Below are 26,690 nucleotides of genomic sequence, written 5' to 3' on the forward strand. Positions count from 1 at the left end.
TGATGCATGGGGTCGAGCCGATCTGTAGCGTGCTGCCGATCGCCCACTCCACCTATTACAGCCATCTGGCGAAGCGGGCCGATCCGGCGCGGCAGTCCGACAGGGCGCGCCGTGACGATGCGCTGCGCCCCAAGATCCTGCGGGTTTTTGAAGAGAATTATCGGGTCTATGGCGTGCGCAAGATCTGGCGGCAACTGCGCCGCGAAGGCTTCGATGTCGCCCGTTGCTCGGTGGCGAGGCTGATGAGGGGGCTGGGTATTCAGGGCATCATCCGTGGCAAGCCGCACAGGACGACGATCCCAGACCGCTCAGCCCCGCGGCCGCTGGACAAGGTGAACCGCCAGTTCCGGGTGCCTGCGCCGAACATGCTCGGGGTCAGCGACTTCACCTATGTCGCCACTTGGAAGGGATTTGCTTACGTCGCCTTCGTGATCGACGCCTATGCCCGCAAGATCGTCGGATGGCGTGTCAGCACCTCGGCTCACGCGGGGTTCGTTCTCGATGCCCTGGAGCAGGCCGTGCATGATCGGCAGCCCGCCAAGGGGATGGGGCTGGTTCAGACCCAGTTCTGAGTTGCTTTGAGGTCGAAAGCTCCAGCCCGCACGGACGGTGGAAAGACCTGAGCCGCCTTGCTCAATAGGCGGCCACGGACCGCGTGGTGGTTGACAATGGCCTTGGAGAGGTCGGCCCCGACACTGCAACGTCGGCGCGAGAGGCTGGAAGACGTCGACTATCCGACGCCCGAACTGGAGAAGGTCCTGGGCAAGACGCTCGGCGTGCCGCTGTTTCAGGAACAAGCCATGCGCGTGGCGATCGAGTGCGCCGGCTTCACGCCCGGCGAGGCCGACATGCTGCGCAAGTCGATGGCGACGTTCAAGTTCACCGGCGGCGTCAGCAAGTTCCGCGACAAGCTGATCGCCGGCATGATCGCCAGGGGGTACGAACGGGATTTCGCGGAGCGCACCTTCAAGCAGCTCGAAGGCTTCGGCAGCTACGGTTTTCCGGAAAGCCACGCTGCGTCCTTCGCGCTGGTGGCCTATGCGTCGGCCTGGCTCAAATGCTGGCATCCGGACGTGTTCTGTGCCGCGTTGCTGAACAGCCAGCCGATGGGCTTTTATGCCCCCGCCCAGATCGTGCGCGATGCGCTGGAACATGGCGTCGAGATCCGGCCCCTCTGCATCAACCCCTCACGATGGGATTGCGCGCTGGAGGCGCTCGACACCGATGACGGCCGCATGGCCGTCCGTCTCGGCCTGCGCATGGCCAAGGGGCTCGCCAACGCCCTGCCGCCAGCATTGTCGCCGCGCGTGCCGATCACCCGTTCGCGTCGGTGGACGATCTGTGGCGGCGCGCCGGCGTTCCGGTCGCCGCCCTGACCTGCATCGCCGAAGCCGATGGCTTCCTACCAGCCTTCGGCCTTGCCCGCCGTGAAGCACTATGGGCGATCAATGGCCTGCGCGACGAGGAGTTGCCGCTGTTCGCCGCTGCATCCCAATGCGAGGGCGAGACGGTATCCGAGGTCAACGAGCCGAGCGTGGCGCTGCGTCCGATGACCGCCGGACGCGAGGTGGTCGAGGACTACGACCATGTCGGCCTGTCGCTGCGCAGCCACCCGGTCTCGTTCCTGCGCGTCGATCTGGCACGGCGACGCATCGTTACCTGCGCGGAGGCGATGGCTGAACGCGACGGGAAGTGGCTGGAGGCGGCCGGCATTGTGCTGGTCCGCCAGCGCCCCGGTTCTGCCAAGGGCGTCATGTTCATCACGCTGGAAGACGAGAGCGGCATCGCCAACCTGGTGGTCTGGAAGAAGGTGTTCGAGCAGCATCGCCGGATCGCGCTTTCGTCCGGCATGATCGCCGTGCAGGGGCGCATCCAGCGCGAGGGGGAGGTCGTGCATCTCGTCGCTCATCGGATCGCCGACCGGTCGCGGGAGCTGGCCAGCGTCGGGAACCGCGATGCGCCGTTCCCGCTGCCGCACGGTCGTGGCGACGAATTTCATCACGGATCGCCCACGCCCGATCCGCGCGGATTGCGCACGCGCGACATGCGTGTGCGCGACATGCATATCGACACGATCAAGGTGAAGACGCGGGATTTCCGGTAAATTATAGGCATCGTATGAAGAGTGTGAGTCTCGTCTGCTAAGGGGTGAGTGGCCGACTGTCTGCAATTGTCCGGACGACCCAGAATGCTAACGATCGGAAAAAGCCCGGGATTGCGCACCGCTCCTGGAAAGTGTTGGAAGGGCGCGGGGTATGTCGGCCTCGGCGGGCCAATTTGCGAGTACGCTGAACCAGGAGCAATTTGTCTTTGCCGGCTTTTTCCACGCCCCATCCCGCGAGCCATAAGATCGTCCCCTGCACCAAGGCTTACGGATCGTGTAGCACCGGAGACAGACCTTCGGGCGGCTTCTCGGTGAGATCATCCAGCCGAGCCTCCAGGCGCGCGACGGAATCGGAGCCGATGTCGTCGCGATGTTCAGCCAGAAAGTCCTCGATCATCCTGCGATGAACGTTGTGAGAAACCCAGTCCGACTGCGGTGGATTGATTTCCCATGCGGCGTCGATCTGGCGAAGCCGGGCCTGCCACCGTGCCGGCGATGCATCCGTAACGATCGTGACGTTGGAAGGCACGCCATCGATCATGGCGACGACCACGTCGTCACCGCTAGCAAGCCTCAGTTCCGGAAGAGCATAAGGTCCAAGCATTCCTGCCCGGCGATTTAACGACGTCCTCCAGACCTGGCCGCTATCATCTGTCACCAGCAAGTCGAGCCGCTCGTTCTGCGTTGACCTGGTTCTGCGTCCAAGGTTGAACTCGGTAAATGTGGTAAGCTTCTCGATTGTCGCCGGCCGCTGGGAACCAAATGACATCAAGTAAGCCTGGTTCGCGAACGGCATTGCTGTTGCCAGAACAGGCACGGCAATCAGCGCGACCGCCAAGGCCCAGCCTCCAGCATGTCCACGGCGCCGCAGAAGATGCGCACCGACATAGATCATCGCAATCGCGATAAGCGTCGTCAGCCAGAAGGACCAGCTGAGGAAACCCAGCATCATCGACAGCACGGCTTGCATGAGAAGGATCAATCCCGTCCCGCCCGCTGTTTTATGCGCCCTGCTTCCGCATGCCCCGGTTGGAAGGCTTTCTGCCCCCTTGCCTGCGCCGCCGCATCCAGCTTTGTCTCCGTCGCCCGTCCACCTGCTCCGGATTCCGTTCTGCCGGACGTTTCGCGATTCCGCTGATACTGATCATCGGGAAACAGATAACCAGGATCTGCCGTGGTCACCGGCCGGACAAAAATGTCTTGGAAAGCGGCCGGCATCGCGTTCAGCGCACAGGTGATGATGATTGATCCATGCATCGCAAATCCCTCCTCTTTCTCTTGCGGCGCTTTGTTCGGGGCGACGATACTCGGCCACCCCCATGACACCCGACGCCTGCTCCCCAAGGCAGGTATGTTCGCGAGCCTCCCCGATCACCTCGCCTCGCTGTCATCGTCAGTGCCCATGCACCGGGCCGGCGCCAAAGAGGATAGAAGATTCAGGCGCTCGGTTGCTTGCAGGGCTTCTCCACCTACACTTCAGCCGCGCATCCTCAACGTTTGCCGCCCCCCATATGCCCGGCCAGATGGTGGATATGCTCGGTGCCGATGCCGCAGCAGCCGCCGATGATCGAGGCGCCCCTGGCAGCCCAGCCATCGGCCCAGCCGCAGTAGGATTTCGGGTCGAGATCGGCGCGGATGTCCGAGATCACCTCGTTCGCCGCACCGTCCTCGTCCTGCGAGCCGAAGGCGTTCGCATAGACGCCGAGCGGCAGGGCGGGAGCCGCGGCACGCGCGGCCTCGAGGGCCGCGCCCATCACCTCGGGCATGGAGCAGTTGAAAAGCAGCGCTTGCGCGCCCGCGTCCCGCGCGAGGCGGGCGGCATCGGCCACGCTCTCTTCCGAGCGCAGTTGCGGTTCGGGCATATCCTGCGGCGCGACATCATCCCTGAGCGTGAAGGACAACCAGACCGGCTTGTCGCTGCCGCTGACCGCCGCGAGCGCCGCACGCGCCTCCTCAAGGCTGCTCTGGGTCTCGGCAAGCCATAGATCGACATACGGCGCAAGACCCCGCACGAGAACCGACAGATAGTCCTGCGCGACGTCGGCCCGGAACAGTTCCGGCTGATAGGAGCCGAACACCGGCGGCAGAGATCCCGCCACCCTGACGCCGTTGCCGGTATCGGCGGCCTCGCGCGCCAGACGCCCCGCAAGCGCCGTCAATTCCGCACCGCGCGCGAGAAACCGTTCGTCCCCGATATGAAAGGGCACCAGCGCGTAGGAATTGGTGGTGATGACCCTGGCGCCTGCACGCACATAGTCTTCATGGACGCGACGGACGAGATCGGGCGCTTCCATCAGCGCCAGCGCGGACCATTCCGGCTGGCGGAAGGGCGCGCCGATGCGTTCAAGCTCGCGGCCCATGCCGCCGTCGAGGATGGTGATGTCGTTCATGCCTGCTCCTGTTGCAGCGTCGCCGCGCCGCGTGCCTCAAGTTCGTGAAAACCCGCAACGTCGAGTTCGATGGATTCCGCGATATGGTCGCGCACGGCCTGTTCCGCCGCGTCGGGGGTTCCCGTCATCAGCATGTCGAACAGGCGCTGATGGTCGCTGACGAGCGGCTGGCGACAGGGCCAATGCGCCTCGGACCAGCGGTAGAGCCATTCCACCTTGTCAGCCAGAAGTCCGTGGCGGCGGATGAGATGCTGGTGCCCGGTCTGCTCGATGAAACTCGCATGGAAGCCGAGATCGGCCGCCACCCGCGCATCCGTACCGGCGTCGTTGGCGGCGGCGAGTGCGGCGAAGGCCGTCTCGATCAGACCGGTGCCGAACTCTGCGCGCCGCTCGGCCAGTATGCGCGCGCCAAGCCCCTCGAAGGCCGCGCGCAGCGTGTAAATTTCCCAGATCACCCGGGCGTCGAGCACGGCGACGTGCCAGCTCGAATAGGGCGTACGCGTCACCAGTTCCTGCGCTTCCATCGCAAAGAGCGCCGAGCGCACCGTGCTGCGGCCAAGGCCGATGCGGTCGGTGAGCATCAGCTCGGTCAGCACCTCGCCCGGCGCGAAATCGCCCCGCACGATCGCCTCGCGCAACCACTCGGTGGCCTGATCCTGAAGGCTCTTGCGCTGGATGGGTTCACGCATCACGGTCCTCTAGCGGTTGCGGTCGAAATGGCCGCTGAGAAACGCGCGGCAGCGTTCCGACGAAGGATTGCCGAACACCTGCTCCGGCGTTCCTGCCTCCTCTATCACCCCTTGATGCAGAAACACCACCCGCGACGACACCTCGCGAGCGAAACCCATTTCATGGGTGACGATGAGCATCGTGCGCCCTTCGTCGGCCAGCGCGCGGATCACCTTCAGGACCTCGCCCACCAACTCGGGATCGAGCGCGGAGGTCGGCTCGTCGAACAGAATGGCGCGCGGCCGCTGGGCAAGCGCGCGCGCAATTGCGACGCGCTGCTGCTGGCCGCCCGAAAGATGCGCGGGCCAGGCGTTACGCTTCTCGGCGAGCCCGACCTTTTCCAGCAGCGCCAAGGCCTCGTCCTCGGCTTCTGCGCGGGGGCGTTTCTGGACGAAAAGCGGCGCCTCGATGACGTTCTGCAACACGGTGCGGTGCGGCCAGAGATTAAAATTCTGAAAGACAAAGCCAAGGTGGCCGCGCATCCGCCGCGCCACGGTTTCCTGGCCGCGCGTGAGCCTGCCGCCTTCGGGCGAAAGGCTGTCCTCGCTCACCGTCACCGTTCCGGCATCGGGGACTTCCAGCAAGGGAATGCAGCGCAGGAGCGTGCTCTTGCCCGAGCCGCTGGCCCCGATCAGCGAAATGATATCGCCGTCGCTCGCGGAAAGGTCGATGCCGCGCAGCACCTGGTTGCTGCCGAAGCTCTTATGCAGGCCCGCGATGGAAAGCGCGGTGGAAGGGAGGTTCATGGCGTCACTCCGAACTGCCAGGGCGAAAGGCGGCGCTCGACCCAGGCCGAAAGCCGTGTGACCAGCAGCGACAGGGCAAGATAGATCGCTGCCGCGCAGAGGAAAATCTCGACCGCCCGCCAGGTTTCCGAAACGGCGGCGCGGGCGATGCCCGTCACCTCCATCAGCGTGATGGTCGAGACCAGCGCCGTCGATTTCAGGATCGAGATCACCTCGTTGGAATAAGCGGGCAGCGCCTGACGGATGGCGATGGGCAGGGTGATGCGGCGCAGGATCGCAAACCGCGTCATGCCTGAGACGCGCCCCGCCTCGACGACGCCTTTGGGAACGGCGCGCAGCCCCCCGCGCAGGATCTCGGACGTATAGGCGGCGTCGTTCAGGATCAGCGCCAGAAGCCCGCACCAGTAAGGCTCGCGCAGGAAAGGCCACAGGAAACTCTGGCGGATGAAGCCGAAGCCCGCCAGCCCGTAATAGATCATGAAGATCTGGATTAGCAGCGGCGTGCCGCGAAACACGAAGACATAGCCCGAGGCGAGCGCATTGCCGATCCTCGTGGCACGCATCAGGTTCAGCGTCAGCGCCAGGCTAAAGCCACCCAGGAGCGCCAGGATGCCGAGGTTCAGCGTCAGCGGCAGGCCCTTGAGCAACTGGACGAACATGCCGGAGAGAAAGTCGAAATCCATCTCAGATCCCGCCTTGCTCGTGGCCGCGCAGGCTGCGCTTTTCCGCGAGGCGGAAGACCTGATCTGAGAGCGTGGTTATGACGAGGTAGACGCCCGCCCCTGCCGCATAGAACAGGAAATGCTCCTGCGTGGTCCCCGCGGCGACCGAAACCTGGCGCATCGTCTCGACCAGACCGGTGACGGAAACGAGGGCGGATTCCTTGACCACCGACTGCCACTGGTTGCCCATGCCGGGAATGGCCGTCACCATGGCCTGCGGCGCGATGATGCGGCGAAAAAGGATGAACTGCGTCATGCCCGAGACACGACCCGCCTCGATCGTGCCCTTCGGCACGGCCTGATAGGCCCCGCGCAGGACTTCCGACTGGCTGGCCGCCGAGATCAGCCCGATCGCCAGCATCCCCGCCACGAAGCCGCTGATGTCGAACGGCCCCGGCAGGCCGAGCGCGGTGCCGATGACCGTGACGACCTGGCGTCCGCCGAAATAGAACAGATAGATGACCAGAATGTCCGGCACGCCGCGAAAGATTGTGACGTAGATTTCGGCCAGCGTGCGCAGCGGCCAGTTGCCCGCCACTCGCGCCCAGGCGACGAGCGTGCCGAGCGCGACACCGCACAGGAACGCCGCGGCCGAGACGTAAAGCGTCATGAGGCCGGCGCGCGCGAGCGCCAGCCCCCATCCGTTCGGCCCAAAGCCGAGAAGTGCGATGTCGCCGGACAACCCCGCCTCAGAGCGTCGGCGTCACGATCATGCCGAACCATTTGTTCGACAGTTCGGCCAGCGTGCCGTCGTCCGACATTTCCTTCAGCGCCCTGCTGAGAATGCCGGCCAGTTCCTCGTCGCCTTTCTGGACGACGATCGCCGCACCGCGCCCCATCACGCCGCCCGTGAAGGACGGCCCGGTGGCCGCGGCGGTATCGACATTCTTTTCCAGGAAGGCGGAGATGTTGGTGACGGAAGCCATGCCGGCATCGAGCCGCCCGTTTGTCAGGTCCTGATAGACCTCGGGACCGGTCTGATAGGGGCGGACGGTCACACCCTTGTCGGCCAGATACTGGTTGAGGAAGTCGTGCTGAATGGTCGAGATATGGACGCCCACGGTCTTGTCCTTCAGCACCTCGGCGATGGCGGCAATGGCGGCGTCGGTGGCCGCCGTGTCGTCGAGATCGACGAACGTGCCGGTGCCGGGCAACTCGATGCCACTTTCCTTCAGTATGGCAAAGGTTGAGCCGCCGGTGGTGTAGGGCAGGGAGAAGTCGACCACTTCGAGACGCTTCTCGGTCACGGAAACCGAGTCGATCACGCCATTATATTTGCCGTCGATAAGACCCTGGATCATGCCGTCCCACGCCTGGGCGATCACCTCGTAATCGAAATCCGCACGTCTGGCGATCTCGGCCAGCATGTCCAGCTCGAAGCCGTAAAGCTCGCCGTTCGGACGCGTCATGTTGAAGGGCGGAAAGGCGCCTTCCGTGGCGAAGACATATTTCTTGCGGCCCTGCGCCAGAACGGCGGAGGGCGTGACGGCAAACCCGGCAATTGCGGCGAGGCACAGGCGAAGAAAGGTGCTGCGGGTAATGGTCATACGGAAATCGTCCTTGGTATACGGGTTGAGGATCAGGAAAGAAGGTCTACTGCCATGCGCGTGAGCGCGATGGCGCTTTGTCCGATGCAGGCTTCGTCGGGCTGGTAATCCGAATTGTGCACGCGGTCGTCGCGGCCGGGCTGGCCGGAGCCGATGAAAATCTGGACCGAAGGCATCAGTTCCGAGAAATAGGAAAAGTCCTCGGCCCCGAAGCTCGATCCCTGCTCGACATGCGGGGCCGAGCCGAACTGGCAGCCCAGCACGGAGACGGCACGGTCGACCAGCGCGTCGTCGTTCATCAAGGGTGGTGCGCCGCGTACATAGTCGATCTCCACTCCGGCGTTGAGCGCCTGCGCCGTTCCTTCGCAGATACGGCGCAGCGCGGCCTCGGCCAGATCGCGCACCTGCGGCGAGCGGCAGCGCACCGTGCCCTCGAACATGCAACTGTCGGGGATGATGTTCTGGGTTGCGCCGCCGCAGATATGGCCGATGGTCAGAACGGCGGACTGCGCGGGATCGATCTCGCGCGAAATCACGGTCTGGAGCTGGGCGATCATGTGGGCGCTGGCGACGATCGGATCGATGGCGGCATGAGGCCGTGCCGCATGGCCCGACCTGCCGCGCACCACCACCCTGAACTCGTCGCTCGACGCGGTGCTCGCGCCCCGGTTCAGGAGCACCTGCCCCGCCGGCAGCTCGGGACGGTTGTGAAAGGTTATCGCCATGTCGGCGCCTTCGGCCGCTCCGTCCGCAATCATGGCCGCCGCGCCGCTCTCCTGCGTTTCCTCGGCGGGCTGGAAGACAAGGCGGACCGAGCCGCGCAGATCGGGGGCCAGTTCGACCAGCGCATGGGCCGCGCCGAGAAGCGAAGCGGTGTGAAGGTCATGCCCGCAGGCATGCATCTTTCCGGCAATGGTGGAAGCGTAGGGCAGACCGGTCCGCTCCTCGATCGGCAAGGCGTCCATATCGGCCCGCACGATCACGCAGGGTCCGGGAAATCCGCCCGTGATCTCCGCCACGACGCCGGTTCGGCCGATGCCCGTCCGCACATCGAGACCGAGCGCAGCCAGCTCCGCCGCGACGAGACCGGCCGTGCGGACCGTATCGAAGCCGGTTTCGGGATGGGCGTGGATGTCGCGGCGAATTGCGATCAGCCGGAACTCGATCCTGCGAACGAGCTCCTCGATCCGGGACCCGGGGTCGTTATGGCGGTCTGACATCAATTTTTACACCTCTGGAATGGTGCAACCTGAATGATCCCGCGACCTTTCATTGTCAAGGATCGACAATCGACCGTTGTCGGCTCAGGTAGAATAAATTTTCACTGGTCGCAGAAATGCGCTCTCGCCATGAGCGGGTATCTTTGAATCCGACGCGTATAGATCGATACGATGTTGGTCATCGGCCAAGTTAGAGATAGAATGAAGCAACCGTCGGCTCCAGACAGTCGCCCCTGTTTTCGTGTAGCGTCACGGCCTCGTCGGATCGGCCGACCCGGCAGGAACGGAATTGATGGCCGAGCCATGGCTGTCACCGGCAAGAGCCGTCCATTGATTGTTCGTCACATGTTCGACGCCAACACTTCCGTCCTTCACGGGATGACCGACGTCATGGCGGGCCGCTACGATACTGGCATCTGGCTCGGCGAGCGATCGGAGAAGGACATGCTCGCGTGGCGGTCGGGCCTCCGCTTCGCGTCGCGGTGGTGGCCGCTCCCGGCTATCTGAGCGACCATACGACGCCGATGGAGCCTGCCGATCTCACGGCGCATCGTTGTGTCGCCTACCGCAACGCGCACGGCGACCTGTCTTCCTGGTCGTTCAAGCGCGACAGCCGTGCGGTGACGGTCACGCCAGGCCGCGGACCGATGCTCAACGACGGCGACCTGCTGGTGGCCGCCGCCCTCGAGGGGTTCGGCATCCTCTACATCCTGGAGGATCTGGTGGCGGCGCCGATTGCCGATGGCCGTCTCACCCGCCTGCTGGAGCCGTGGTGCGAGCCGTTCGCCGGCTACCACCTCTATTACCCCGACCGGAGAGGCACGACGGCCTTTGAGCTGTTCAAGGAGACGCTTCGAGCAAGCAGGGCCGTGTGAAGGCGTGGCCAAGCGTCGGCGTCGATTCTCGAAACGCGATCCCTTTCGGGATGGCAGCGGCCTTCTTCGGCGATCCCAATCGTTCTCGCCACGACGAAACGACGCTGTATCGCGCCAGAAGCGGACATTGCCTTGGTGGACCAGCTCCCTACAATTTGGTATATGACAGCGCGAGGGGTGAGCTGAATGTCGGATAACTTGAACTTCATGCAGGCTATCGCCGAAGGTGTCGCCCGATCTCTGAATGCTGAGTCGATCGAATGGGAAGAGTTTTCTGTAGTCGTTGAGGTCGATGATCAGGGTTACGTTAGCGGAACTTACGGATACGCTTATACCACCGCTGGCGACCCCAACGCGATTGCTCCCGATATCGACGACATAGAAGATGCTGTTCGCGCATATTGGGAATGGCTAAGGCCTAGCAATGACAAGGGCTTTATCAAAATGCCCTTTCAAGCCAATCGTCATACGCGGAAAGTAAACGCGGATTTCGAGTACGAGAACAGTGCAAGATGGGCCGTAACGCCGGCCAATGTTGACGACATCACGAGTCTGCTGCGGCCGAACTTGAATGTATAGCTCGATAAACGACCAGGGCGCGGACTGCTGGGAAAGTATGCAGTGGCGAATGACCGCAGAGGGCCGCAGGCCGAATTTCGCCCCGCAACAAAAGGAGCCATTGAAAAATCGGCCGAAGTCAGGTCTTTTTGCGCGGCAGCATCCCTCCTTTGAGGAACCTTCTAATGTCGCTTCTTGGCGAAAACTCCACAATTTTAATGCAGTTTGTGGCCAAGGGAAAAGACCTCAGCTACGTCAGACTTATTGATTTCTCACATCTCTTCCCCGACTTTGCATCCGCAAATCGCTTCGCCGCCGAGGCTGAGGGCTTTAAGATCGCTGTCGGTCAAAGTCACTCACCAAAAGGCACTTGGGACGTCACCGCTTCGAAGGTTATGCTCCCATCAGCAGGTGCGATCACGGAATCTGAAGCCTAGCTTAGTGCGCTTGCTCAACTCCATCAAGGTTACGCGGACGGTTGAGGCTTCCTCGATACCTGATGACCGGTTTAGGCCAGAGTTTGCCACAGCCACCGTCCACTTGACGGTCCGCTTTCGATGGGGCTCTCCGAAAGCCGCCGTTCCGCTCTCCACCCCAATCCTGCCTTTCAGCTCGCGACCTTGTCGCAGCCGTAAGCGAGGACACAATGCTTACCCGTCAGCGGACGCTCCCAAGTTGTCATCGGGAACTTCAGATTGCCAAAGCAGTTTAGGCGATCATCAAAGAAAGTCGAGATCAACGAGGGAAAGACGAATGCGCGCTTTTACGTTTGTACCGTTCCTGACCGTTGTGGCGGCTTTGTTAGGTTGAGCAACTGACCAAGGAAATGCGGGGCAGCACTCAGAAAACAAGCACCAATGCGCCGGGTTTGGCTTCCAGGAAGGCACTGATGCCTTTGCCAACTGCATGATGCAGCTTTCCATGAAGCAGAAAGATCAAGCGCCCCCGAATCACTTTGCGCTGGTGCGGCAGTATAGAGACCTGAGCATGCAGCGGCAAGGCGATGATCGGTATCCAGTATGTAGTGCCTCCAAAATGGACTCCGAACTCGACACCTCGATTAACAAGTGGGTCGGCCCGGACTGCCAGTTGGCGCCAGATTGACCGACCGATAGCCGCTACGCCAGCAACTCGCCAAACGTGCCCGGCAGGAAGACCGACTCAAAACCCTTCCACAGATGGGCGGAGTCAGTGTCATGCCGAGCATGCCGGGCCTGCACAACGGGGAAATGTCGGAAGATTGATGGGCGGACGAACGAGACGAAGGGGAAGTTGGTCGTTCCAGCGCTCGAAAAGTCGCCTTGGTTCGGTAGTAACGAGGTCGGAGCACTGGACCAGAAGCGTGCCCAGACGCGCGATCATTTCGTGCTTCTTCTCCATGAAGGACAATCATGCTTCGAGGATAGGTCGGAACGTATTTGACGACGACCGTGTCACCCCGCTGCGGATATCACTTGGGATCGGACGAGAGCGGCCAGAATCCCTAGGGCAAGCCCGGCGTCAAGCGGTGGACGTGCAGCTGCTTGACCAGTGGCTGTTCGCGCTTGCCTCCGAGCACGACGATGGGGCACGTCAGTAAGCGGGCACACCAGATTGTGCGCGATAAGGGCCAGCTGCAAGACGCATGATCTGGCAAGGCGACCCTCCCGGCCAGCTTATTTCGGATCAAGTCGAGAACACCGGGTCACTACTCCCTTGATCAACTAAAGACCGGGAGCGACTGCGGGTGATCCGGCGCAAAGCCTTTGTTTTGGATTCGGCTCCATCTGAGCAACGCCTTGTTTTTACGACTGTCAAAAATGGAAGGAAATTCCTTCTTTTATTTTAAAGTAAAACTATAGGTTATATATCAATTAAGGAGCCCTGAATGACTGCACTGCGTGTCCTCGGTCTGTCCGGCAACGTCAAGCGCCCTTCGCGCACCGCGTCTCTCGTGGCGGCGGTGCTGTCACGGGTACGGGAGCATCCGGGCACTTCGGGCGAACTCGTTGATGCCGCCCCCGTCCTGTTCCAAGCCTTGAGGGCAGATCAGCTCGACGGCGAGGGCAAGGCGATCATCGACCGGGTCGAGGCGGCCGATGTCCTCGTGGTCGGCTCGCCGGTTTATCGCGCTTCCTATACCGGCGCGTTGAAGCATCTTTTCGATCTGGTCGACTACCACGCGCTTTCGGGAAAGCGCGTCATCCTTGCGGCGACCGGCGGCAGCGTGCGCCATGCGCTGATGATCGAACATCAGTTCCGCCCGCTCTTCGGCTTCTTCGGAGCGTTGACGCTGTCGACCGCGATCTATGCCGTCGAGGAGGATTTTGCCGGCTACGAGGTCGCAAGCCCCGCGGTCCTGGAGCGCATTGATCGCGCCGTATCCGAACTGGGGTTGCCCGCGTCCGCACGTGACGTCGCTGCCGATGCCATTGGCGACCGCCCGCCTCTCCTGGCGGCGAATGCCTGAACACACCGAAAAAGGGAGACGTCTTCACATGTCAGCTTCAAGAGAGCCGGTCAAATTCGCCTACTGGGTACCCAACGTGTCGGGCGGCCTGGTCATCTCCAACATCGAGCAGCGCACGGGCTGGACCATCGACTACAACCGCAAGCTCGCGCAGATCGCCGAGGCGAACGGCTTCGACTATGCGTTGAGCCAGATCCGCTTCACCGCCGGATACGGGGCGGAGTTCCAGCACGAATCGGTGTCCTTCAGCCATGCGCTACTGGAATCGACGACGACGCTTAAGGTGATCGCGGCGATCCTGCCGGGCCCCTGGAACCCGGCGCTCGCCGCCAAGCAGATCGCCACCATCAACCATCTGACGAACGGCCGCGTCGCCGTCAACGTCGTCAGCGGCTGGTTCCGGGGCGAGTTCGCCGCCATCGGCGAGCACTGGCTCGATCATGACGAGCGCTACCGCCGCTCGGAGGAATTCATCCGGGCGCTGCGGGGCATCTGGACGGAAGACAACTTCACCTTCCGGGGCGACTTCTACCGTTTCAACGATTATTCGCTCAAGCCCAAGCCCATCGATCCGCAGCCGGAAATCTTCCAGGGCGGATCGTCGCGCGCCGCGCGCGACATGGCGGCCCGCGTCTCCGACTGGTACTTCACCAACGGCAATACACCGGAGGAGATCGCCAAGCAGGTGAACGACATCCGCGCCAAGGCGAAGGTGAACGAACACACCGTCCGGGTCGGCGTCAACGCCTTCGCGATCGTGCGGGAGACCGAGGAAGAGGCGAAGGCCGTTCTGGCGGAAATCATCGAGAAGGCCAATCCCGAGGCCGTCAACGCCTTTGGCCACGAGGTTAAGAATGCCGGCAAGGCCTCGCCGGAAGGCGAGGGCAACTGGGCGAAATCCTCCTTCGAGGACTTGGTGCAGTACAATGACGGCTTCCGCTCGAACCTCATTGGCACGCCGAAGCAGGTCGCCGAGCGCGTCGTCGCGCTGAAGCGTGCGGGTGCCGACCTCATCCTGCTCGGCTTCCTGCATTTCCAGGAAGAGGTCGAGTATTTCGGCAAGCACGTCATTCCACTGGTGCGCGAGATCGAAGAGGCCGAAGCCGCGACCGCGGTCGCGGCGGAATAGATCATCCATGGAGGAAGGCGGGCATCGGCTCGCCTTCGCGCCTGCGGTCATGCCGGGGGGGACGAAAGATCCGCGCCGGGAGAGGGGAAGACATGTCGGTCCTTAGATTTGCTTTCGGATCGCCGGGTGCCGGTTTTTACGGAGCTGAGTTGCTTCAGGCGCAAAATACCGCCGAAGCGGGACGTTCGGATGCCTCGCATAGCGAGGCAAGTCTGGCGAAAGCTGCGACGGTGTTATCGATCGAGGGTGTCAGCCTGTCCTTCGGCGGCGTCACGGCGCTGAGCAATATCGATCTCGATGTCCGGCAGGGCGAGACGCGCGCGATCATCGGGCCGAACGGCGCGGGCAAGAGTTCGCTGATCAACATCATCAGCGGGGTTTACAGGCCGGACAGCGGCCGTATCCGCATTGGCGCGGCCTCGTTCGCGCATGTGCCGACCCAGAAGCTCGCGCGCCTCGGCGTTGCGCGGACTTTCCAGAATCTCGGCCTGTTCAAGGGGCTGACGGTTCTCGAAAACGTCATGACGGCGCGCGAGCATGCCAATACCTCCACCTTCATCGGGCAACTGCTCGCGACGCCTTCGGCGCGGCGGCAGGAGCAGGCGGCGCGCGAGCGCGCCGAGCGCGTGCTGTCCTTCCTGCATCTGACGGAGGTGCGCGACCGCCTCACCGGAACGCTGCCCTACGGCTTGCAGAAGCGCGTCGAACTGGCGCGCGCGCTCGCCGCCACGCCGCGCATTCTGCTTCTCGACGAACCCATGGCCGGCATGACGGCGACGGAGAAGAACGAAATGGCCGATTTCGTGCGGGCCGTGCGCGCCGAGTTCGGCACCACAATCATCCTTATCGAGCACGATATCGGCGTTGTCATGGATCTTTCCGACCGCGTCGCTGTGCTTGACTACGGACGGAAGATCGCCGACGGCACCCCCTCGCAGATCCTTGAGGATCAAGCCGTGATCGACGCCTATCTCGGCGTCGCGCACGAAAACGAAGACGGCGAGGGCATTTGAATGGATTTCGATTACCTCTTCTTTACCGAGGTGCTCGTCGGCGGTCTTCTGTCCGGGGTCATGTATTCGCTGGTGGCGATCGGTTTCGTGCTGATCTACAAGACCTCCGGCGTGCTGAACTTCGCGCAAGGGGCGATGCTCCTGTTTTCGGCGCTCACCTTCGTCAGCCTCGTCGAGCGCGGCGTGCCCTTCGCGCTCGCCCTTGCCGTCACCTTCGCGATCATGGTGGCGCTCGGCGTGGCGATCGAGCGCGCGGTGCTGCGCCCGCTCGTCAACAAGCCGCCGATCACGCTGTTCATGGCCACACTCGGCCTCTCCTACGTCATCGAGGGGGCAGCGCAGCTTCTCTGGGGCACGCAGGTCCATGGCCTCGACCTCGGCATCAACGACGTTCCCTTCGACATCGCCGGCGTCTTCATCAGCCAGTTCGATCTTTTCGCCGCCGCCGTCGCGGCCGGCATGGTGGCGCTGCTGTCGGTGTTCTTCCGCTATACCCGCGTCGGGCTCGCCTTCCGCGCCGTCGCCGACGACCAGTTCGCGGCCCTTGCCGTCGGGCTTCGCCTGCCGCGCATCTGGGCGACGGTCTGGGCGACGGCCGGCCTCGTCGCGCTGGTGGCGGGGCTCTTGTGGGGCGCGCGGCTCGGCGTGCAGTTCTCGCTGTCGCTGGTCGTGCTCAAGGCGCTGCCGGTGCTGGTGCTCGGCGGCTTCGATTCCATTCTGGGCGCCATCGTCGGCGGCCTGCTGATCGGTGCGCTGGAGAAACTCGCCGAGGTCTATATCGGCGATTATTTCGGCGGCGGCATCGAGAGCTGGTTCGCCTATGTCGCGGCCCTCGCCTTCCTGCTCGTGCGGCCCTCCGGCCTCTTCGGCCAGAAGCTCGTGGAAAGGGTCTGAGCCATGGCGGCCGTCGTTTCCCAATCTGTCGTGGCCAGACCGTTGCCGCAATGGCTTTTGCCGGCGGGCGTGCTCGCGGTCGCCTATCTGGTGATCCCCTTTATCGGCACGAGCTATCTGTTCGAGGCGATCCTCCTGCCGTTCCTGGCGCTCGGTCTTGCGGGCGTCGGGCTCAACATCCTGACGGGCTATGCCGGGCAGGTCTCGCTGGGCAGCGCCGCCTTCATGGCCGTCGGGGCCTATGCGGCCTATAATTTCAACCTCAGGGTCGAGGGCCTGCCGCTTGTCGCCAGCATCGTGCTGGCCGGCCTTTCGGCCGCGGCGCTCGGCATCGTCTTCGGCCTGCCGAGCCTGCGGCTCAAGGGCTTCTATCTCGCCGTGTCGACGCTTGCCGCGCAGTTCTTCGTGCAGTGGGTGCTGACGAAGTTCAGCTGGTTCTCCAACAACAGCGCCTCTGGCGTCATCGACGCGCCGCCGCTGGTCGTTGCCGGCATCCCGTTCAGCGGCGGCGTCGGGCGCTATCTCTTCGCGCTCACCGTGGTCATCGTCCTCACCTATCTCTCGCTCAGGCTGGTGCGCTCGGCCACCGGACGCAACTTCATCGCCGTGCGCGACAACGAGATGGCGGCGAGAATCATCGGCGTGCCGGTGCTGAGGACCAAGCTGCTGGCATTCGCGGTCTCGTCCTTCATCATCGCGGTGGCGGGCGTGCTCTGGGCCTTCGCCTATCTGCGCACGGTGGAGCCGGCGGGCTTCAACCTCGACCGCTCGTTCCAGATCCTGTTCATCATCATCATCGGCGGGCTCGCCACCATCCGCGGCGCCTTCTTCGGGGCGGCGCTGATCGTGGTCTTTCCGCTGGTCCTGTCCAGGCTCGGCGCCTTCCTGCTCGGCGACGTCTTCGATTCCGGCGTGCTCGAAATGAGCCAGCGCATTGTCGTGGGCAGCCTGATCATCCTGTTTCTGATCCTCGAGCCGGACGGGCTCGCCGCCCTCCTGACGCGGATACGAAAACGGCTCACGACATGGCTTGCGCCCTCGTGACCTGACGTGCGGCCGCAAGGGCCGAAGTCCGAAGCCTCGATACCCCATTCAACCCGCTGACCGGAGGATTCTCCGGCAAAATGATGGAGCATGCCTAATGACACTTCTTGCAAGGATCAGAAATACGGCGCTCGCCGCCGCGCTCGGTTTCACGGTGGCGCTGCCCGCTTCCGCCGCCGACGAACAGCATTTCCCGCTGCAAAGCTATCGCGTCGGCCCCTATGCCGCCGGCGGCACCGGCTTCTTCGGCGGGTTCATCGACTACCTGAACCTGATCAACACCCGCGACAGCGGCATCAACGGCGTCAAGCTCACCTGGGCGGAAGCCGAGACGCAATACGAGGTCGAGCGCGGCGTCGAGGCCTATGAGCGGCTGAAGAGCGCGCCGGGCATCGCCGCCTGGAACCCGCTCTCCGTCGGCATCGCCTATGCGATGATCGACCGCGTCACGCAGGACAAGGTGCCGCTGATCACGGTCAACCACGGCCGCGCCGATTCCACCGACGGCCGCGTCTTCCCCTATGTCTTCCCGCTGCTTCTCAATCCCTACAGCGAGACCTCGGGCATCGTGAACTACATCGCCGCCAAGGAAGGCGGGCTGGAAAGCCTGAAAGGCAAGAAGATCGCGGTCCTCTACCACGGCTCGCCCTACGGCAAGGAGACGATCCCGATCTATGACCTGCTGGCGGAGAAGTACGGCTTCGAGGTCAGCCAGATCGAGGTGCCGCATCCCGGCAACGAGCAGCAGTCGCAATGGCTGAACATCCGCCGCGCCAAGCCGGACTATGTCGTCCTGCGCGGCTGGGGCGTGATGAACCCGGTGGCGCTGAGGACCGCCGTCAAGGTCGGCTTCCCGGTCGACCGGATCATCGGCAACGTCTGGTCCAACTCGGAAGAGGACGTCATCCCGGCGGGCGAGGCCGCCAAGGGCTACACGGCGATCACCACGCAGGCCTCGGGCGCGGAATATCCGGTCGTCAAGGAGATCGTCTCGACGCTCTACGACCAGGGCAAGGGCAATCTGGAGGACAAGAACCGCATCGGTTCGGTCTACCACAATCTCGGCATCGTCAACGGCATCCTCAACGTCGAGGCGGTACGCATCGCCCAGGAGAAGTTCGGCAAGCGCACGCTGACGGGCGACGAGGTCCGTTGGGGCTTCGAGAATCTGCAACTCGACCAGGCCCGCGTCGAGGCGCTCGGCGCCAAGGATCTCTTCCACTCGATCCACGTCACCTGGGACAATCACGAGGGCAACGGCTACGTGACCTTCCAGCAGTGGGACGGCCAGAAGTGGAACGTCGTCTCCGACTGGATCGCGCCGGACTGGGCGCTGCTGCGTCCGATCATCGAGGCGTCCTCCGAGGCCTATGCGGCCGAAAAGGGCATCAAGCTGCGCACGGCGGAAGACGCCGCCACCGCGACCAACTGACGAGGGGAAGGGCAGCCGCCCGTGCGGCTGCCCGCCCGCCTTCGAACCGGAGACGATGCCATGAGCGACGACATTCTCTTGCGGGTGAGCGATATCCGCGCGCGCTACAGCGGGGCGATCACGGCGCTCTCCGGCGTGAGCTTCACCGTCGGGCGCGGCGAGATCGTCGCCCTGCTCGGGGCCAACGGCGCCGGCAAGACGACGACGCTCAAGGCGGTGTCCAACCTCCTGCCGGCCGAGCGCGGGCAGGTGACGGCCGGCGAGATCGTCTTCGACGGCCGCGACGTGCTGGCGTGGCGTCCGGGCGACCTCGTGCGCGCCGGCCTCGTCCAGGTGCTCGAGGGCCGCCATTGCTTCCGCAATCTGACGGTGGAGGAAAATCTTCTCACCGGCGCGCTCGGGCGCGGTTCCACAAGCAGGGAGACCGACCAGGACCTCGACCGGGTCTATACCTTCTTTCCGCGGCTCAAGGAAAAGCGGCGCACGCTGGCGGGGCTTGCCTCCGGCGGCGAGCAGCAGATGACGGCCATCGGCCGGGCGCTGATGTCGCGGCCGCGCCTGCTGGTGCTGGACGAGCCCTCGATGGGGCTGGCGCCGCTGGTCGTGCAGGACATCTTCGGGGCCCTGCGCGAACTGAACCGCACGGCGGACCTCTCCATTCTCGTGGCCGAGCAGAACTCGGCGGTGGCGCTGCGCAACGCCGACCGGGCGATCGTGATCGAGAACGGCGTCTCGGTGCTGTCCGGGACGGCCGCGGCCCTGCGCGCGCGCGACGACATCCGCAGCTTCTACCTCGGCAAGGCGGCGGTGAAGCCATCCGTCACCGAAAGCCAATCCCTCGGCCTCGGCGTGTGATCCGAAGCCGTAATTTCATCCAAGGCCCATCGTTCCATCCAAGGAGAGACGACAATGACCCTGCACCAGAGACAGACCGCCACGGCGGGCGCCGCGGTTCCCGCCGTCGCCCGGCCCGATACGCCGGCCCACATCATCGCGAGCGACGCCGAGGCCATCGCGGTGGCCGAGCGGCTCGCCGCCGATTTCGTCAAGGGCGCGTCGGAGCGCGACCGCGAGCGCATCTGGCCGGTCAAGGAGCTCGACGCCTTCTCGCAAAGCGGGTTGTGGTCGATCAACGTGCCGAAGGCGTTCGGCGGACCGGAGGTCTCCTACGCAACGCTGTCGCGGGTGATCGAGATCATTTCGGCGGCCGATTCCTCCATCGGCCAGATCGCCCAGAACCATCTCGGCGTCGTCGCCGCCATCCGCACCGTCTCCGACGAAGCGCAGCAGAAGCTGCTCTTCGGCGAGGTGCTGAAGGGTGTACGCTTCGGCAATGCCTTCTCCGAATTCGGCTCGAAGCGCGCCGCCGATTTCGAGACGACCTTCACCGACCATGGCGATCATGTCGTCGTCAACGGCCGCAAGTTCTATTCCTCCGGCGCGCTGCTCGCCCATCTGGTGCCGATCGTCGCGCTCGACCAGGAAGGCCGGGCCTGGTACGCCATCGCCGAGCGCGATGCGCCGGGCCTGACGGTCATCGACGACTGGACGAGCTTCGGCCAGCGCACCACGCTTTCGGGCACGGTGATCCTCGAAAACGTCAAGGTGCCGAAGACCCATCTGGTGCCCGGCTACAAGGGCTACGAGGTGCCGACGGCAGACGGGGCGATCTTCCAGATCATCCAGGTGGCGGTCGATGCGGGCATCGCCAAGGCGGCCATCGATGAGACGATCGACTTCGTGCGGACGAAGAGCCGCGCTTGGGTCGACAGCGGGCAGGAGCACGCCTGGCAGGACCCCTACACGATCCAGGCCGTGGGCGATCTGACGCTGAGGCTGCACGCAGCGCAGGCGATCCTCGAAAAGGCGGGCCTCGCCATCGACCGCGCCGTCGCCGATCCCAACGCCGACACGGTGGCCGAGGCGCAGATCGTGACCGCGCAAGCCAAGGTGCTGTCGACCGAGGTGGCGATCGCCGCGACCAACAAGCTGTTCGAGTTGTCGGGAACGCGCTCGACGCTTTCCGAGCACAATCTCGACCGGCACTGGCGCAACGCCCGCACGCATACGCTGCACGATCCGGTGCGCTGGAAATATGCGATCCTCGGCAACTATTTCCTAAACGGCGAAAAGCCGCCTCTTCATGCCTGGAGCTGAGCGACTTTCTTCGCAGGGTCGGCGCGGTGCCTGTGCCGCCCCTGCTTGCTGGAGATATTACCACCGCTCAGTATGCTTCCGGCACGTTCCTCTAACCAAGACAGGGACGATGGAGGACGTCTCATCATCGAAACGGAATACGAAACGAGGTGAACCCCATCATAGATTTCGTCGAGAAACAGGATTCGGTCGAGATCGTGCAGCAAAACCGCCGAGGGCCCGGCCGAATAGCCTCGCGGGCCCTGGGGCTGGCCGTGGGAATGGGTCTGGGTGCCGCTTTCCTGCTGGCAATTCTGGCCGTCCTCATCCAGAGGTCCCTCACGTACGAGGGCGCGCCCGAGGATATCGTTGGATTACTCCTATTTCCTCCAGTGGTGCTGGTGTTCCTGATCGTCGCAGCGTTCGAACTTTCTACCGTGCTGCCCCGCCGCTTGCGCATCGATGCGGACGGCATCCATATCCGATTTTTCCCATGACCCTTGCGGCGTACAAAACATCTCCTCCGCCAACAAGGACAACAAGCACAGGCGTGGAAACAACGGCTGACCGGCTCCCCCACCTATCCATCCGGGCATGTCTCCCATGCCCCAGTCATTTCCAGCCGCTTTATGATTCGTTATGGTGCCGGGTTGTTCGGGCCGGTGGACGAGGATGAGGCTTCATCCCTGGCCGACGCCGTCAATACCGCCTTGGAACGAACCGCCCCTACAGGCTGACAAAGACCATTCGGCGCCACAGCCTATGGTGAACGTCCGGCGGCTCCCATGGGCTCCGCCCAAACGGCCTGCAACACCTCCCCCGCGTCGTCCGCTCACGCATCGCAACCCGGCGCTGGTTCAAAGTCCTGAATCAGTGCGTGTGCGCCAAAAGCAGACGGACTGCATTTCACAACTTTGAAGCCTGAAAAGCGGACGTGCAGGGGCTCCAACCCGTTGTAGCCACTCGTTCGTGCCTTAATTTTGGAGGGCTATGGCGTAGACGTAGTTCTCCGTTTCATCGGCTTCGGCCCGACAAACACCGCCTATTGTCCTCTAAGGTGCGAAATTGCTGCCGATTACCGCAACCCGATTTATCTTGAAGATCAGCGGCGACCGCTGCCGACCTCCAAACTCCGCGTCTTCGTAGACTTCATGGGTGAAAACCTGCTGACCTGAATACTCGTTGTCGCGGAGCTCCTGAAGCCTACGAGGCCCAAGCTTCAGGCGCACGGCACAGGCGCTATGCCGCCAGTTTCAGCAACCATGCGTCATGGTTCTTGAGAAATACCTTGAGCCTGTCGCCATAGTCGTCGGTGACGGCCTCGCGCACGCTCTGGCGGGCGGCCAGCGCGTTTCGCCATGTTGTCACGCGGGGCAATCCGTCGAAGACGTCTGTCGGTGCGATGGTGCCGAACACATCGAAATAACAGAAGATCGGCGCAAAGACCGCATCGACCAGGCTGAACGCCTTGCCGGCGAAGAATGGCCCGTCGCCCAGCTCGGCCTCGACGCGGCCGAACTTGTCGATAAGGGCTTTGCGCTTGGACTCATAAGTCTCGGCATCTTTGGCCGTCTCGAACCCCCACAGGTCGGAGAGAATGGAGGAGCCGAACTCGATCCAGCCCCGATGCCGCGCCCGCGTCAGCGGATCGGCGGGATGAAGGGCCGTGCCGGACTGCGTTTCTTCAAGATATTCGCAGATGACGGCGCTCTCGAACAACACGGCTTCCGTGCCATCGTCCTGCCTGACGATCAGCAGCGGCACCTTACTGAGCGGGGAAATGGGGAGGAACCAGTCGGGCTTTGCGGCCAGATCGACATAGCGGCGCTCGAACGGCACGCCCTTTTCGCTCAGTGCGATCGCCGCCCGCTGCACATAGGGGCAAAGGTGATGGCTGATGAGGGTCAGCCTGGCGTCGGACATGATGAAATCTCCTTGTGCGCATTAGCGAAGGGCGGGGGAGGGGCGGAGCGCATAGCGGCCGTCGCCAAACAGGAATTGGGCGACCGACAGGACGATGAGGTAGAGTGGATATTCCCAACCGCCGTCCGGTGCATTGAACACCCATCCGTTGCCGCCGTGCGCCCAGATGATCGCGCCGAGAAGCGCCGGGATCAGCGCCACGGCCACCCAACGGGCATAAATACCGAGCGCCAGCATTGCGCCGCCCACGGCTTCGGCGGCGAAGGTGACATAGGCCAGCCAGCCGGGCAGGCCGATGGACTCGAAATAGCCCGCCGTGCCGGCAAGGCCGAAGGTGAACAGCTTGAGCACGATGGAATGGGCGAGATACATCGCGCCGAGGCTGACGCGCAGCAGCGTCACCCCGTAGTCCGTTAGCCGCTCCTGGGTCATGGGAAAGGGTCTCCGTTGATCATAAATGCACTTGCATCTATATTGAGGCTTGCCTTGTCGGTCAACATGAATGTAATTGCATATATGGCCGATTGCTCAGAAACCAAAGGCGCACAGCCCTCCCCAGCCGTCACACGGGCATGGGTTCGGCTCATGCGCGCGCAGCAGCTCGTGCTTGGCGCGATCGAGCAGGACTTGAAGGCGGCCGAGCTTCCGCCCCTTGGTTGGTATGACGTGCTGCTAGAGCTGTCGCGGGCCGAGGGCGGCCGGTTGCGGCCCTACGAGATAGAGGACCGCACGCTCCTGGCGCAGCACAACCTATCTCGGCTTCTCGACCGAATGGACAAGGCCGGCCTCGTTCAGCGCGAGGTGTTCGCGGACGACGGCCGGGGCCGTTGGGCCATCATCACCGATGCCGGGCGGGCCATGCAGGCGCGCATGTGGAACGTCTATGCCGGGGCGCTGCAACGTCATCTAGGCGACAAGCTCGATGATGCGCAGGCTGACGACCTAGCCGAGTTGCTGGCCATTCTGTCGCACAACTCCTAGAGATCGTCTAAAAACTCCCGCTGGGCTAAGGGTTCAGGAACGGGTCGTGAGAGTTGAAAACGGCGCAGGAGGTATAATCTTCTACATCGCAACGATGTAACCAGAGTTTTTAGACAGTCTCCCTAAATTTTGGGGTCGCGCTTGATGGCTTGGGCGAGGGATAATTATATGAATTGGTTAGAGCCGTGGGAACCAGTCGGTGATGAAATGACAACAGAAAGTCAAAGCTTTCGCCAGGCCTGGGAGAGAGAACTTCGAACAGAGGTGGCTCCCACCCATGCGTTGTATGGCTTAGACGTTAAGCTGATTGCACGTCGATACGATTGCGATGATGCCCTTTTCAGGCTCGAAGATGGAAGGGTGGCGAGGGTTCACCTGACTTGGAAACAGGCACAAGAGCACGCTCCGCACTGGCCGGAAACTACAATCTACCCCTCATTGGAACATTGGGCGCTCACGGGACAGCGCCGAGATAATGCCGAATGGAATGGTGACTATAGCGAATGGGATGCAGATCAAGGAAAATGATCGTTCCCGGAATTGTCGTCGCGCAAATCCTAGCAGACTGTCTGAAAACTCCGATTATGTGTCGCCCAATGGATCTTGAGACGGTATGGAGGAGTTCCCCGACGATCCGGGAGCAGAGGGAAACCAGAATGGCGTATCTATCCCCCGCTCCCAATACTTCTCGAATTCCTGCGGTGTGATCGCCTCCAGAGGTGCGTTTTCAAACGCCTCGTCAAGCGGCCTATCGAGCAACGACTCGCGGACTTGCCCGCTGCGCTGCTCAATCCAGATGCTGTTTCGGGCAATCGAATTGTCACAGAAAATCTCAACGCTCCGTAGGACAGCATCTGCCTTCCGATCAACTTCATACAAGAACCATTCGGGCGATCCGGCCGACACCTCCTCGTCTGGGCGGTTCCCGGCTCCTATTCGGTGGTCGATCCTTATCTTGTCCTTGCGAACCTTCAGTGGAGCAATGCCGAATTGATGGCGAACGAGGATGCAGCACCGGAAAACTGGCAGAATGGCCCCGGCGCAAGCGCACACAAAACTTGGCTGCTTTCAAAGACGAACTACGATCAACGCCATATGAAGTGGCGACAGCTGGGCTCCAAGCTGGTCGAACGCCTTACAGAACATCACAGTGAGCAGATCGTCGAGAAGGTGAAGCTGATCGCCTTCCTGCTGTCGAAGAAATCCTAGACCTTCTGAAAACTTCAATCATGTGTCGCCCGAAGGGTTTTGAGACGGTCTGCGGGACTTTTGCGACAATACATCAAACGCTTACGTTAACTAAATTTGATCGTCACGATGTCTGACCCTCAGGTTTCGGGCTGCTGCATCAGGAAAGCGGCCCTTTATCTGGTTCACGAAGCTCCCGCGTGAGATGCGACAAAAGTTGCATTTTTTCCTAGCAAATGCTTTCAACGGCGCTGTGCGAAGTCAATGTTGGGTGTGGGTCAGCGACCACACACCCCGTTAAAAGGCAGATGGAATGAGAATAAAGATTGCCGGGATTGCTGCTTGCTTGTTGCTAAGTGCTTGTGCTTCGACATCATCGATCTCCTACACGGGAAATTCGGTGGCTGATGGCACATTGAAGAGCGACATTACGAAATACGTCAGTTTGTTTTTTCTAAATGGAGTGGGTGCAGGGTGCAAACGCGTGGATGCCATCTCTATCAGAAGCGAATCAAAGCAGATGTTGGCTGACGGGCGTTTGGCTAACGCGCACGAAATTTGGACTGTGCAAGGGTGCTCCAAGTCGGGCTCTTACGACGTCAAAATGAATGCTGATGGTGCAAGTGGCACACATTTCCGTGTGTCAGCGCGATAGTGTAAAGATCTGATGAGTTGAGAGATAGATGATTTGGAGAGGCGGTTTCCCTGGCAACCGCCCCCTTCTGGAGTTGCCCCCAAAAGACCGGACATGCTCAGGTTTGAGATTGTGAGCTGATGAACTCGCGCGGGGATTGATATCCTAGGAAGTGTGGACAGTTATCTGATCCATAGGATGGTGGCGGCGAGCGCGATCATGGCTCGATAGTTTCGGGCTGTTTTCTCGTATCGCGTGGCTATGCGCCGGAATTGCTTGAGTTTGGAAAAGCAGCACTCGATGAGATGCCGCTGGGCATAGAGGTGCTTATCGAGTGGATATTTTCTGGCGCGGGAGGGGTTGTTCGGGATGACCGCCTGTGCGCTCATGGCGTCGATCGCCTTACGCAGCCGGTCGCTATCATAAGCGGTGTCGGCCATGACAATTTCGGCGGACAGGTCTTTGACGAGCGCGTCGGCTTGTGGAGCATCACCTTTCTGGCCAGCAGTCAGGGTAAAGCGGACAGGACAACCAAGACCACGCACAGCCATGTGGATCTTGGTGCTCAGGCCGCCGCGAGAACGGCCAATGGCCTGATCTTGAGCCCCTTTTTTGCGCCGGAGGCGTGCTGGTGAGCGCGGATGATCGTGCTATGGATGATCAGATATTCGAAGTCGTCATCATCTGACATCGCCTCAAAGAGACGCCACGACACGCCTTTCTGGCTCCAACGGCTGAAGCGGCGAAACACGCTGTTCCAATCACCGAACACGTCCGGCAAATCGCGCCAGGGCGAACCCGTCCTGACAATCCACAACACGGCTTCAACAAACATCCGATTGTCACGCCCTGCCGCGCCGGATCGGCCCGCTTCGCCAGATGGCTGTAATAGGTGGAGTGGGCGATCGGCAGCACGCTACAGATCGGCTCGACCCCATGCATCACCCGGTGCGTGTCGATGAACGACACCATCACT

The 26,690-nt window shown here is 62.4% G+C and carries 26 protein-coding genes, 4 pseudogenes and 1 other annotated feature; of the genes and pseudogenes, 17 read left to right on the top strand and 13 right to left on the bottom strand.

Going from position 1 to position 26,690, the window contains the following annotated elements:
- Positions 1–557: pseudogene (locus NOF55_RS23185) on the top strand (IS3 family transposase); the annotation flags it as partial.
- A 144-nt stretch (positions 558–701) separates the two neighbouring features.
- Positions 702–2,104, top strand: a pseudogene (locus NOF55_RS23190) (helix-hairpin-helix domain-containing protein); the annotation flags it as partial.
- Positions 2,105–2,369: 265 nt separating this feature from the next.
- Here NOF55_RS23190 and NOF55_RS23195 read toward each other — a convergent pair.
- The 9 genes from NOF55_RS23195 to NOF55_RS23235 all read right to left on the bottom strand — a co-directional run bounded on the left by NOF55_RS23195 (position 2,370) and on the right by NOF55_RS23235 (position 9,458).
- A complete protein-coding gene (locus tag NOF55_RS23195) occupies positions 2,370–3,074 on the bottom strand; it encodes a hypothetical protein (RefSeq protein WP_306413510.1) in 705 nt (234 codons plus the stop codon).
- An 8-nt stretch (positions 3,075–3,082) separates the two neighbouring features.
- Positions 3,083–3,361, bottom strand: a complete 279-nt coding sequence (locus NOF55_RS23200; protein WP_306413511.1) for a hypothetical protein — start codon at positions 3,359–3,361, stop codon at positions 3,083–3,085.
- Between the two features lie 233 nt (positions 3,362–3,594).
- On the bottom strand, positions 3,595–4,494 hold the full coding sequence (locus tag NOF55_RS23205) for a homocysteine S-methyltransferase family protein (protein ID WP_306413512.1): 900 nt from the start codon (positions 4,492–4,494) through the stop codon (positions 3,595–3,597).
- Positions 4,491–5,183: a GntR family transcriptional regulator gene (locus NOF55_RS23210; RefSeq protein ID WP_306413513.1), complete on the bottom strand. Its 693-nt coding sequence runs from the start codon at positions 5,181–5,183 to the stop codon at positions 4,491–4,493. The genes NOF55_RS23205 and NOF55_RS23210 overlap by 4 nt, the downstream gene beginning before the upstream one ends.
- Positions 5,184–5,192: 9 nt before the next feature.
- The gene (locus tag NOF55_RS23215; protein WP_306413514.1) at positions 5,193–5,969 is read right to left on the bottom strand and encodes an ABC transporter ATP-binding protein; all 777 of its coding nucleotides are present in this window, start codon (positions 5,967–5,969) and stop codon (positions 5,193–5,195) included.
- Positions 5,966–6,652: an ABC transporter permease gene (locus NOF55_RS23220; RefSeq protein WP_306413515.1), complete on the bottom strand. Its 687-nt coding sequence runs from the start codon at positions 6,650–6,652 to the stop codon at positions 5,966–5,968. Before NOF55_RS23220 ends, NOF55_RS23215 begins: the two co-directional genes overlap by 4 nt.
- A gap of 1 nt (position 6,653) precedes the next feature.
- The gene (locus NOF55_RS23225) at positions 6,654–7,373 is read right to left on the bottom strand and encodes an ABC transporter permease (protein WP_306413516.1); all 720 of its coding nucleotides are present in this window, start codon (positions 7,371–7,373) and stop codon (positions 6,654–6,656) included.
- Positions 7,374–7,380: 7 nt separating this feature from the next.
- Positions 7,381–8,238, bottom strand: coding sequence for a transporter substrate-binding domain-containing protein (locus tag NOF55_RS23230; protein WP_306413517.1), 858 nt, complete (start codon positions 8,236–8,238; stop codon positions 7,381–7,383).
- A 32-nt stretch (positions 8,239–8,270) separates the two neighbouring features.
- Positions 8,271–9,458: a M20 metallopeptidase family protein gene (locus tag NOF55_RS23235; protein ID WP_306413518.1), complete on the bottom strand. Its 1,188-nt coding sequence runs from the start codon at positions 9,456–9,458 to the stop codon at positions 8,271–8,273.
- A 452-nt stretch (positions 9,459–9,910) separates the two neighbouring features.
- Here NOF55_RS23235 and NOF55_RS23240 point away from each other — a divergent pair, with 452 nt between their 5' ends.
- The 12 genes from NOF55_RS23240 (at position 9,911) to NOF55_RS23295 (ending at position 21,485) form a co-directional block, all read left to right on the top strand.
- Positions 9,911–10,333: a LysR substrate-binding domain-containing protein gene (locus tag NOF55_RS23240; protein WP_306413519.1), complete on the top strand. Its 423-nt coding sequence runs from the start codon at positions 9,911–9,913 to the stop codon at positions 10,331–10,333.
- 186 nt (positions 10,334–10,519) lie between these two features.
- Complete coding sequence (locus NOF55_RS23245) at positions 10,520–10,912, top strand: hypothetical protein (RefSeq protein ID WP_306413520.1); 393 nt, start codon at positions 10,520–10,522, stop codon at positions 10,910–10,912.
- Positions 10,913–11,076: 164 nt separating this feature from the next.
- A complete protein-coding gene (locus NOF55_RS23250) occupies positions 11,077–11,328 on the top strand; it encodes a ribonuclease E inhibitor RraB (RefSeq protein ID WP_306413521.1) in 252 nt (83 codons plus the stop codon).
- A 1,439-nt stretch (positions 11,329–12,767) separates the two neighbouring features.
- Positions 12,768–13,340: an FMN reductase gene (gene msuE / locus NOF55_RS23255; protein WP_306413534.1), complete on the top strand. Its 573-nt coding sequence runs from the start codon at positions 12,768–12,770 to the stop codon at positions 13,338–13,340.
- Positions 13,341–13,368: 28 nt separating this feature from the next.
- Entirely contained in the window at positions 13,369–14,469 is a 1,101-nt protein-coding gene (gene sfnG / locus NOF55_RS23260) for a dimethylsulfone monooxygenase SfnG (protein WP_306413522.1), read from the top strand.
- 92 nt (positions 14,470–14,561) lie between these two features.
- A complete protein-coding gene (locus tag NOF55_RS23265) occupies positions 14,562–15,482 on the top strand; it encodes an ABC transporter ATP-binding protein (protein WP_306413523.1) in 921 nt (306 codons plus the stop codon).
- Positions 15,483–16,376, top strand: a complete 894-nt coding sequence (locus NOF55_RS23270; protein ID WP_306413524.1) for a branched-chain amino acid ABC transporter permease — start codon at positions 15,483–15,485, stop codon at positions 16,374–16,376.
- Positions 16,377–16,379: 3 nt separating this feature from the next.
- Positions 16,380–17,420 (top strand): branched-chain amino acid ABC transporter permease, encoded by a 1,041-nt coding sequence (locus NOF55_RS23275; protein WP_306413525.1) that lies wholly within the window; start codon positions 16,380–16,382, stop codon positions 17,418–17,420.
- 97 nt (positions 17,421–17,517) lie between these two features.
- Positions 17,518–18,852, top strand: a complete 1,335-nt coding sequence (locus NOF55_RS23280) for an ABC transporter substrate-binding protein (protein WP_306413526.1) — start codon at positions 17,518–17,520, stop codon at positions 18,850–18,852.
- Between the two features lie 60 nt (positions 18,853–18,912).
- Positions 18,913–19,707, top strand: a complete 795-nt coding sequence (locus NOF55_RS23285) for an ABC transporter ATP-binding protein (protein ID WP_306413527.1) — start codon at positions 18,913–18,915, stop codon at positions 19,705–19,707.
- A 54-nt stretch (positions 19,708–19,761) separates the two neighbouring features.
- Positions 19,762–21,009 carry an SfnB family sulfur acquisition oxidoreductase gene (locus tag NOF55_RS23290; RefSeq protein WP_306413528.1) on the top strand — a complete coding sequence of 416 codons (1,248 nt, stop codon included), beginning with the start codon at positions 19,762–19,764 and terminating at the stop codon, positions 21,007–21,009.
- Between the two features lie 149 nt (positions 21,010–21,158).
- Positions 21,159–21,485: a hypothetical protein gene (locus NOF55_RS23295; RefSeq protein WP_306413529.1), complete on the top strand. Its 327-nt coding sequence runs from the start codon at positions 21,159–21,161 to the stop codon at positions 21,483–21,485.
- Positions 21,486–22,227: 742 nt separating this feature from the next.
- On the opposite strand, the gene NOF55_RS23300 is transcribed toward NOF55_RS23295, so the two are convergent.
- Together NOF55_RS23300 and NOF55_RS23305 are read right to left on the bottom strand one after the other, a co-directional pair.
- On the bottom strand, positions 22,228–22,911 hold the full coding sequence (locus tag NOF55_RS23300; protein WP_306413530.1) for a glutathione S-transferase family protein: 684 nt from the start codon (positions 22,909–22,911) through the stop codon (positions 22,228–22,230).
- A gap of 21 nt (positions 22,912–22,932) precedes the next feature.
- Positions 22,933–23,343 (bottom strand): DoxX family protein, encoded by a 411-nt coding sequence (locus NOF55_RS23305; RefSeq protein ID WP_306413531.1) that lies wholly within the window; start codon positions 23,341–23,343, stop codon positions 22,933–22,935.
- Between the two features lie 66 nt (positions 23,344–23,409).
- Between NOF55_RS23305 and NOF55_RS23310 the strand changes: the two genes are divergently transcribed.
- From NOF55_RS23310 to NOF55_RS23320, 3 genes are all read left to right on the top strand, one after another.
- Positions 23,410–23,892 (top strand): MarR family winged helix-turn-helix transcriptional regulator, encoded by a 483-nt coding sequence (locus NOF55_RS23310; protein ID WP_306413535.1) that lies wholly within the window; start codon positions 23,410–23,412, stop codon positions 23,890–23,892.
- Between the two features lie 168 nt (positions 23,893–24,060).
- Positions 24,061–24,420: a hypothetical protein gene (locus tag NOF55_RS23315; RefSeq protein ID WP_306413532.1), complete on the top strand. Its 360-nt coding sequence runs from the start codon at positions 24,061–24,063 to the stop codon at positions 24,418–24,420.
- Between the two features lie 411 nt (positions 24,421–24,831).
- Entirely contained in the window at positions 24,832–25,101 is a 270-nt protein-coding gene (locus tag NOF55_RS23320; RefSeq protein WP_306413533.1) for a hypothetical protein, read from the top strand.
- Positions 25,102–25,896: 795 nt separating this feature from the next.
- On the opposite strand, the pseudogene NOF55_RS23325 reads toward NOF55_RS23320, so the two are convergent.
- Both NOF55_RS23325 and NOF55_RS23470 read right to left on the bottom strand, forming a co-directional pair.
- A pseudogene (locus tag NOF55_RS23325) lies at positions 25,897–26,573 on the bottom strand (IS5 family transposase); the annotation flags it as partial.
- Positions 26,567–26,690: pseudogene (locus tag NOF55_RS23470) on the bottom strand (IS3 family transposase); the annotation flags it as partial. The pseudogenes NOF55_RS23470 and NOF55_RS23325, both read right to left, overlap by 7 nt.
- Positions 26,613–26,690, bottom strand: a sequence feature (AL1L pseudoknot). This feature is flagged as partial in the annotation. (Overlaps the previous pseudogene by 78 nt.)

It is taken from the genome of Ectorhizobium quercum (genome assembly GCF_026552795.1).
In the GTDB taxonomy this organism is placed as follows: Bacteria; Pseudomonadota; Alphaproteobacteria; order Rhizobiales; family Rhizobiaceae; genus Ectorhizobium; species Ectorhizobium quercum.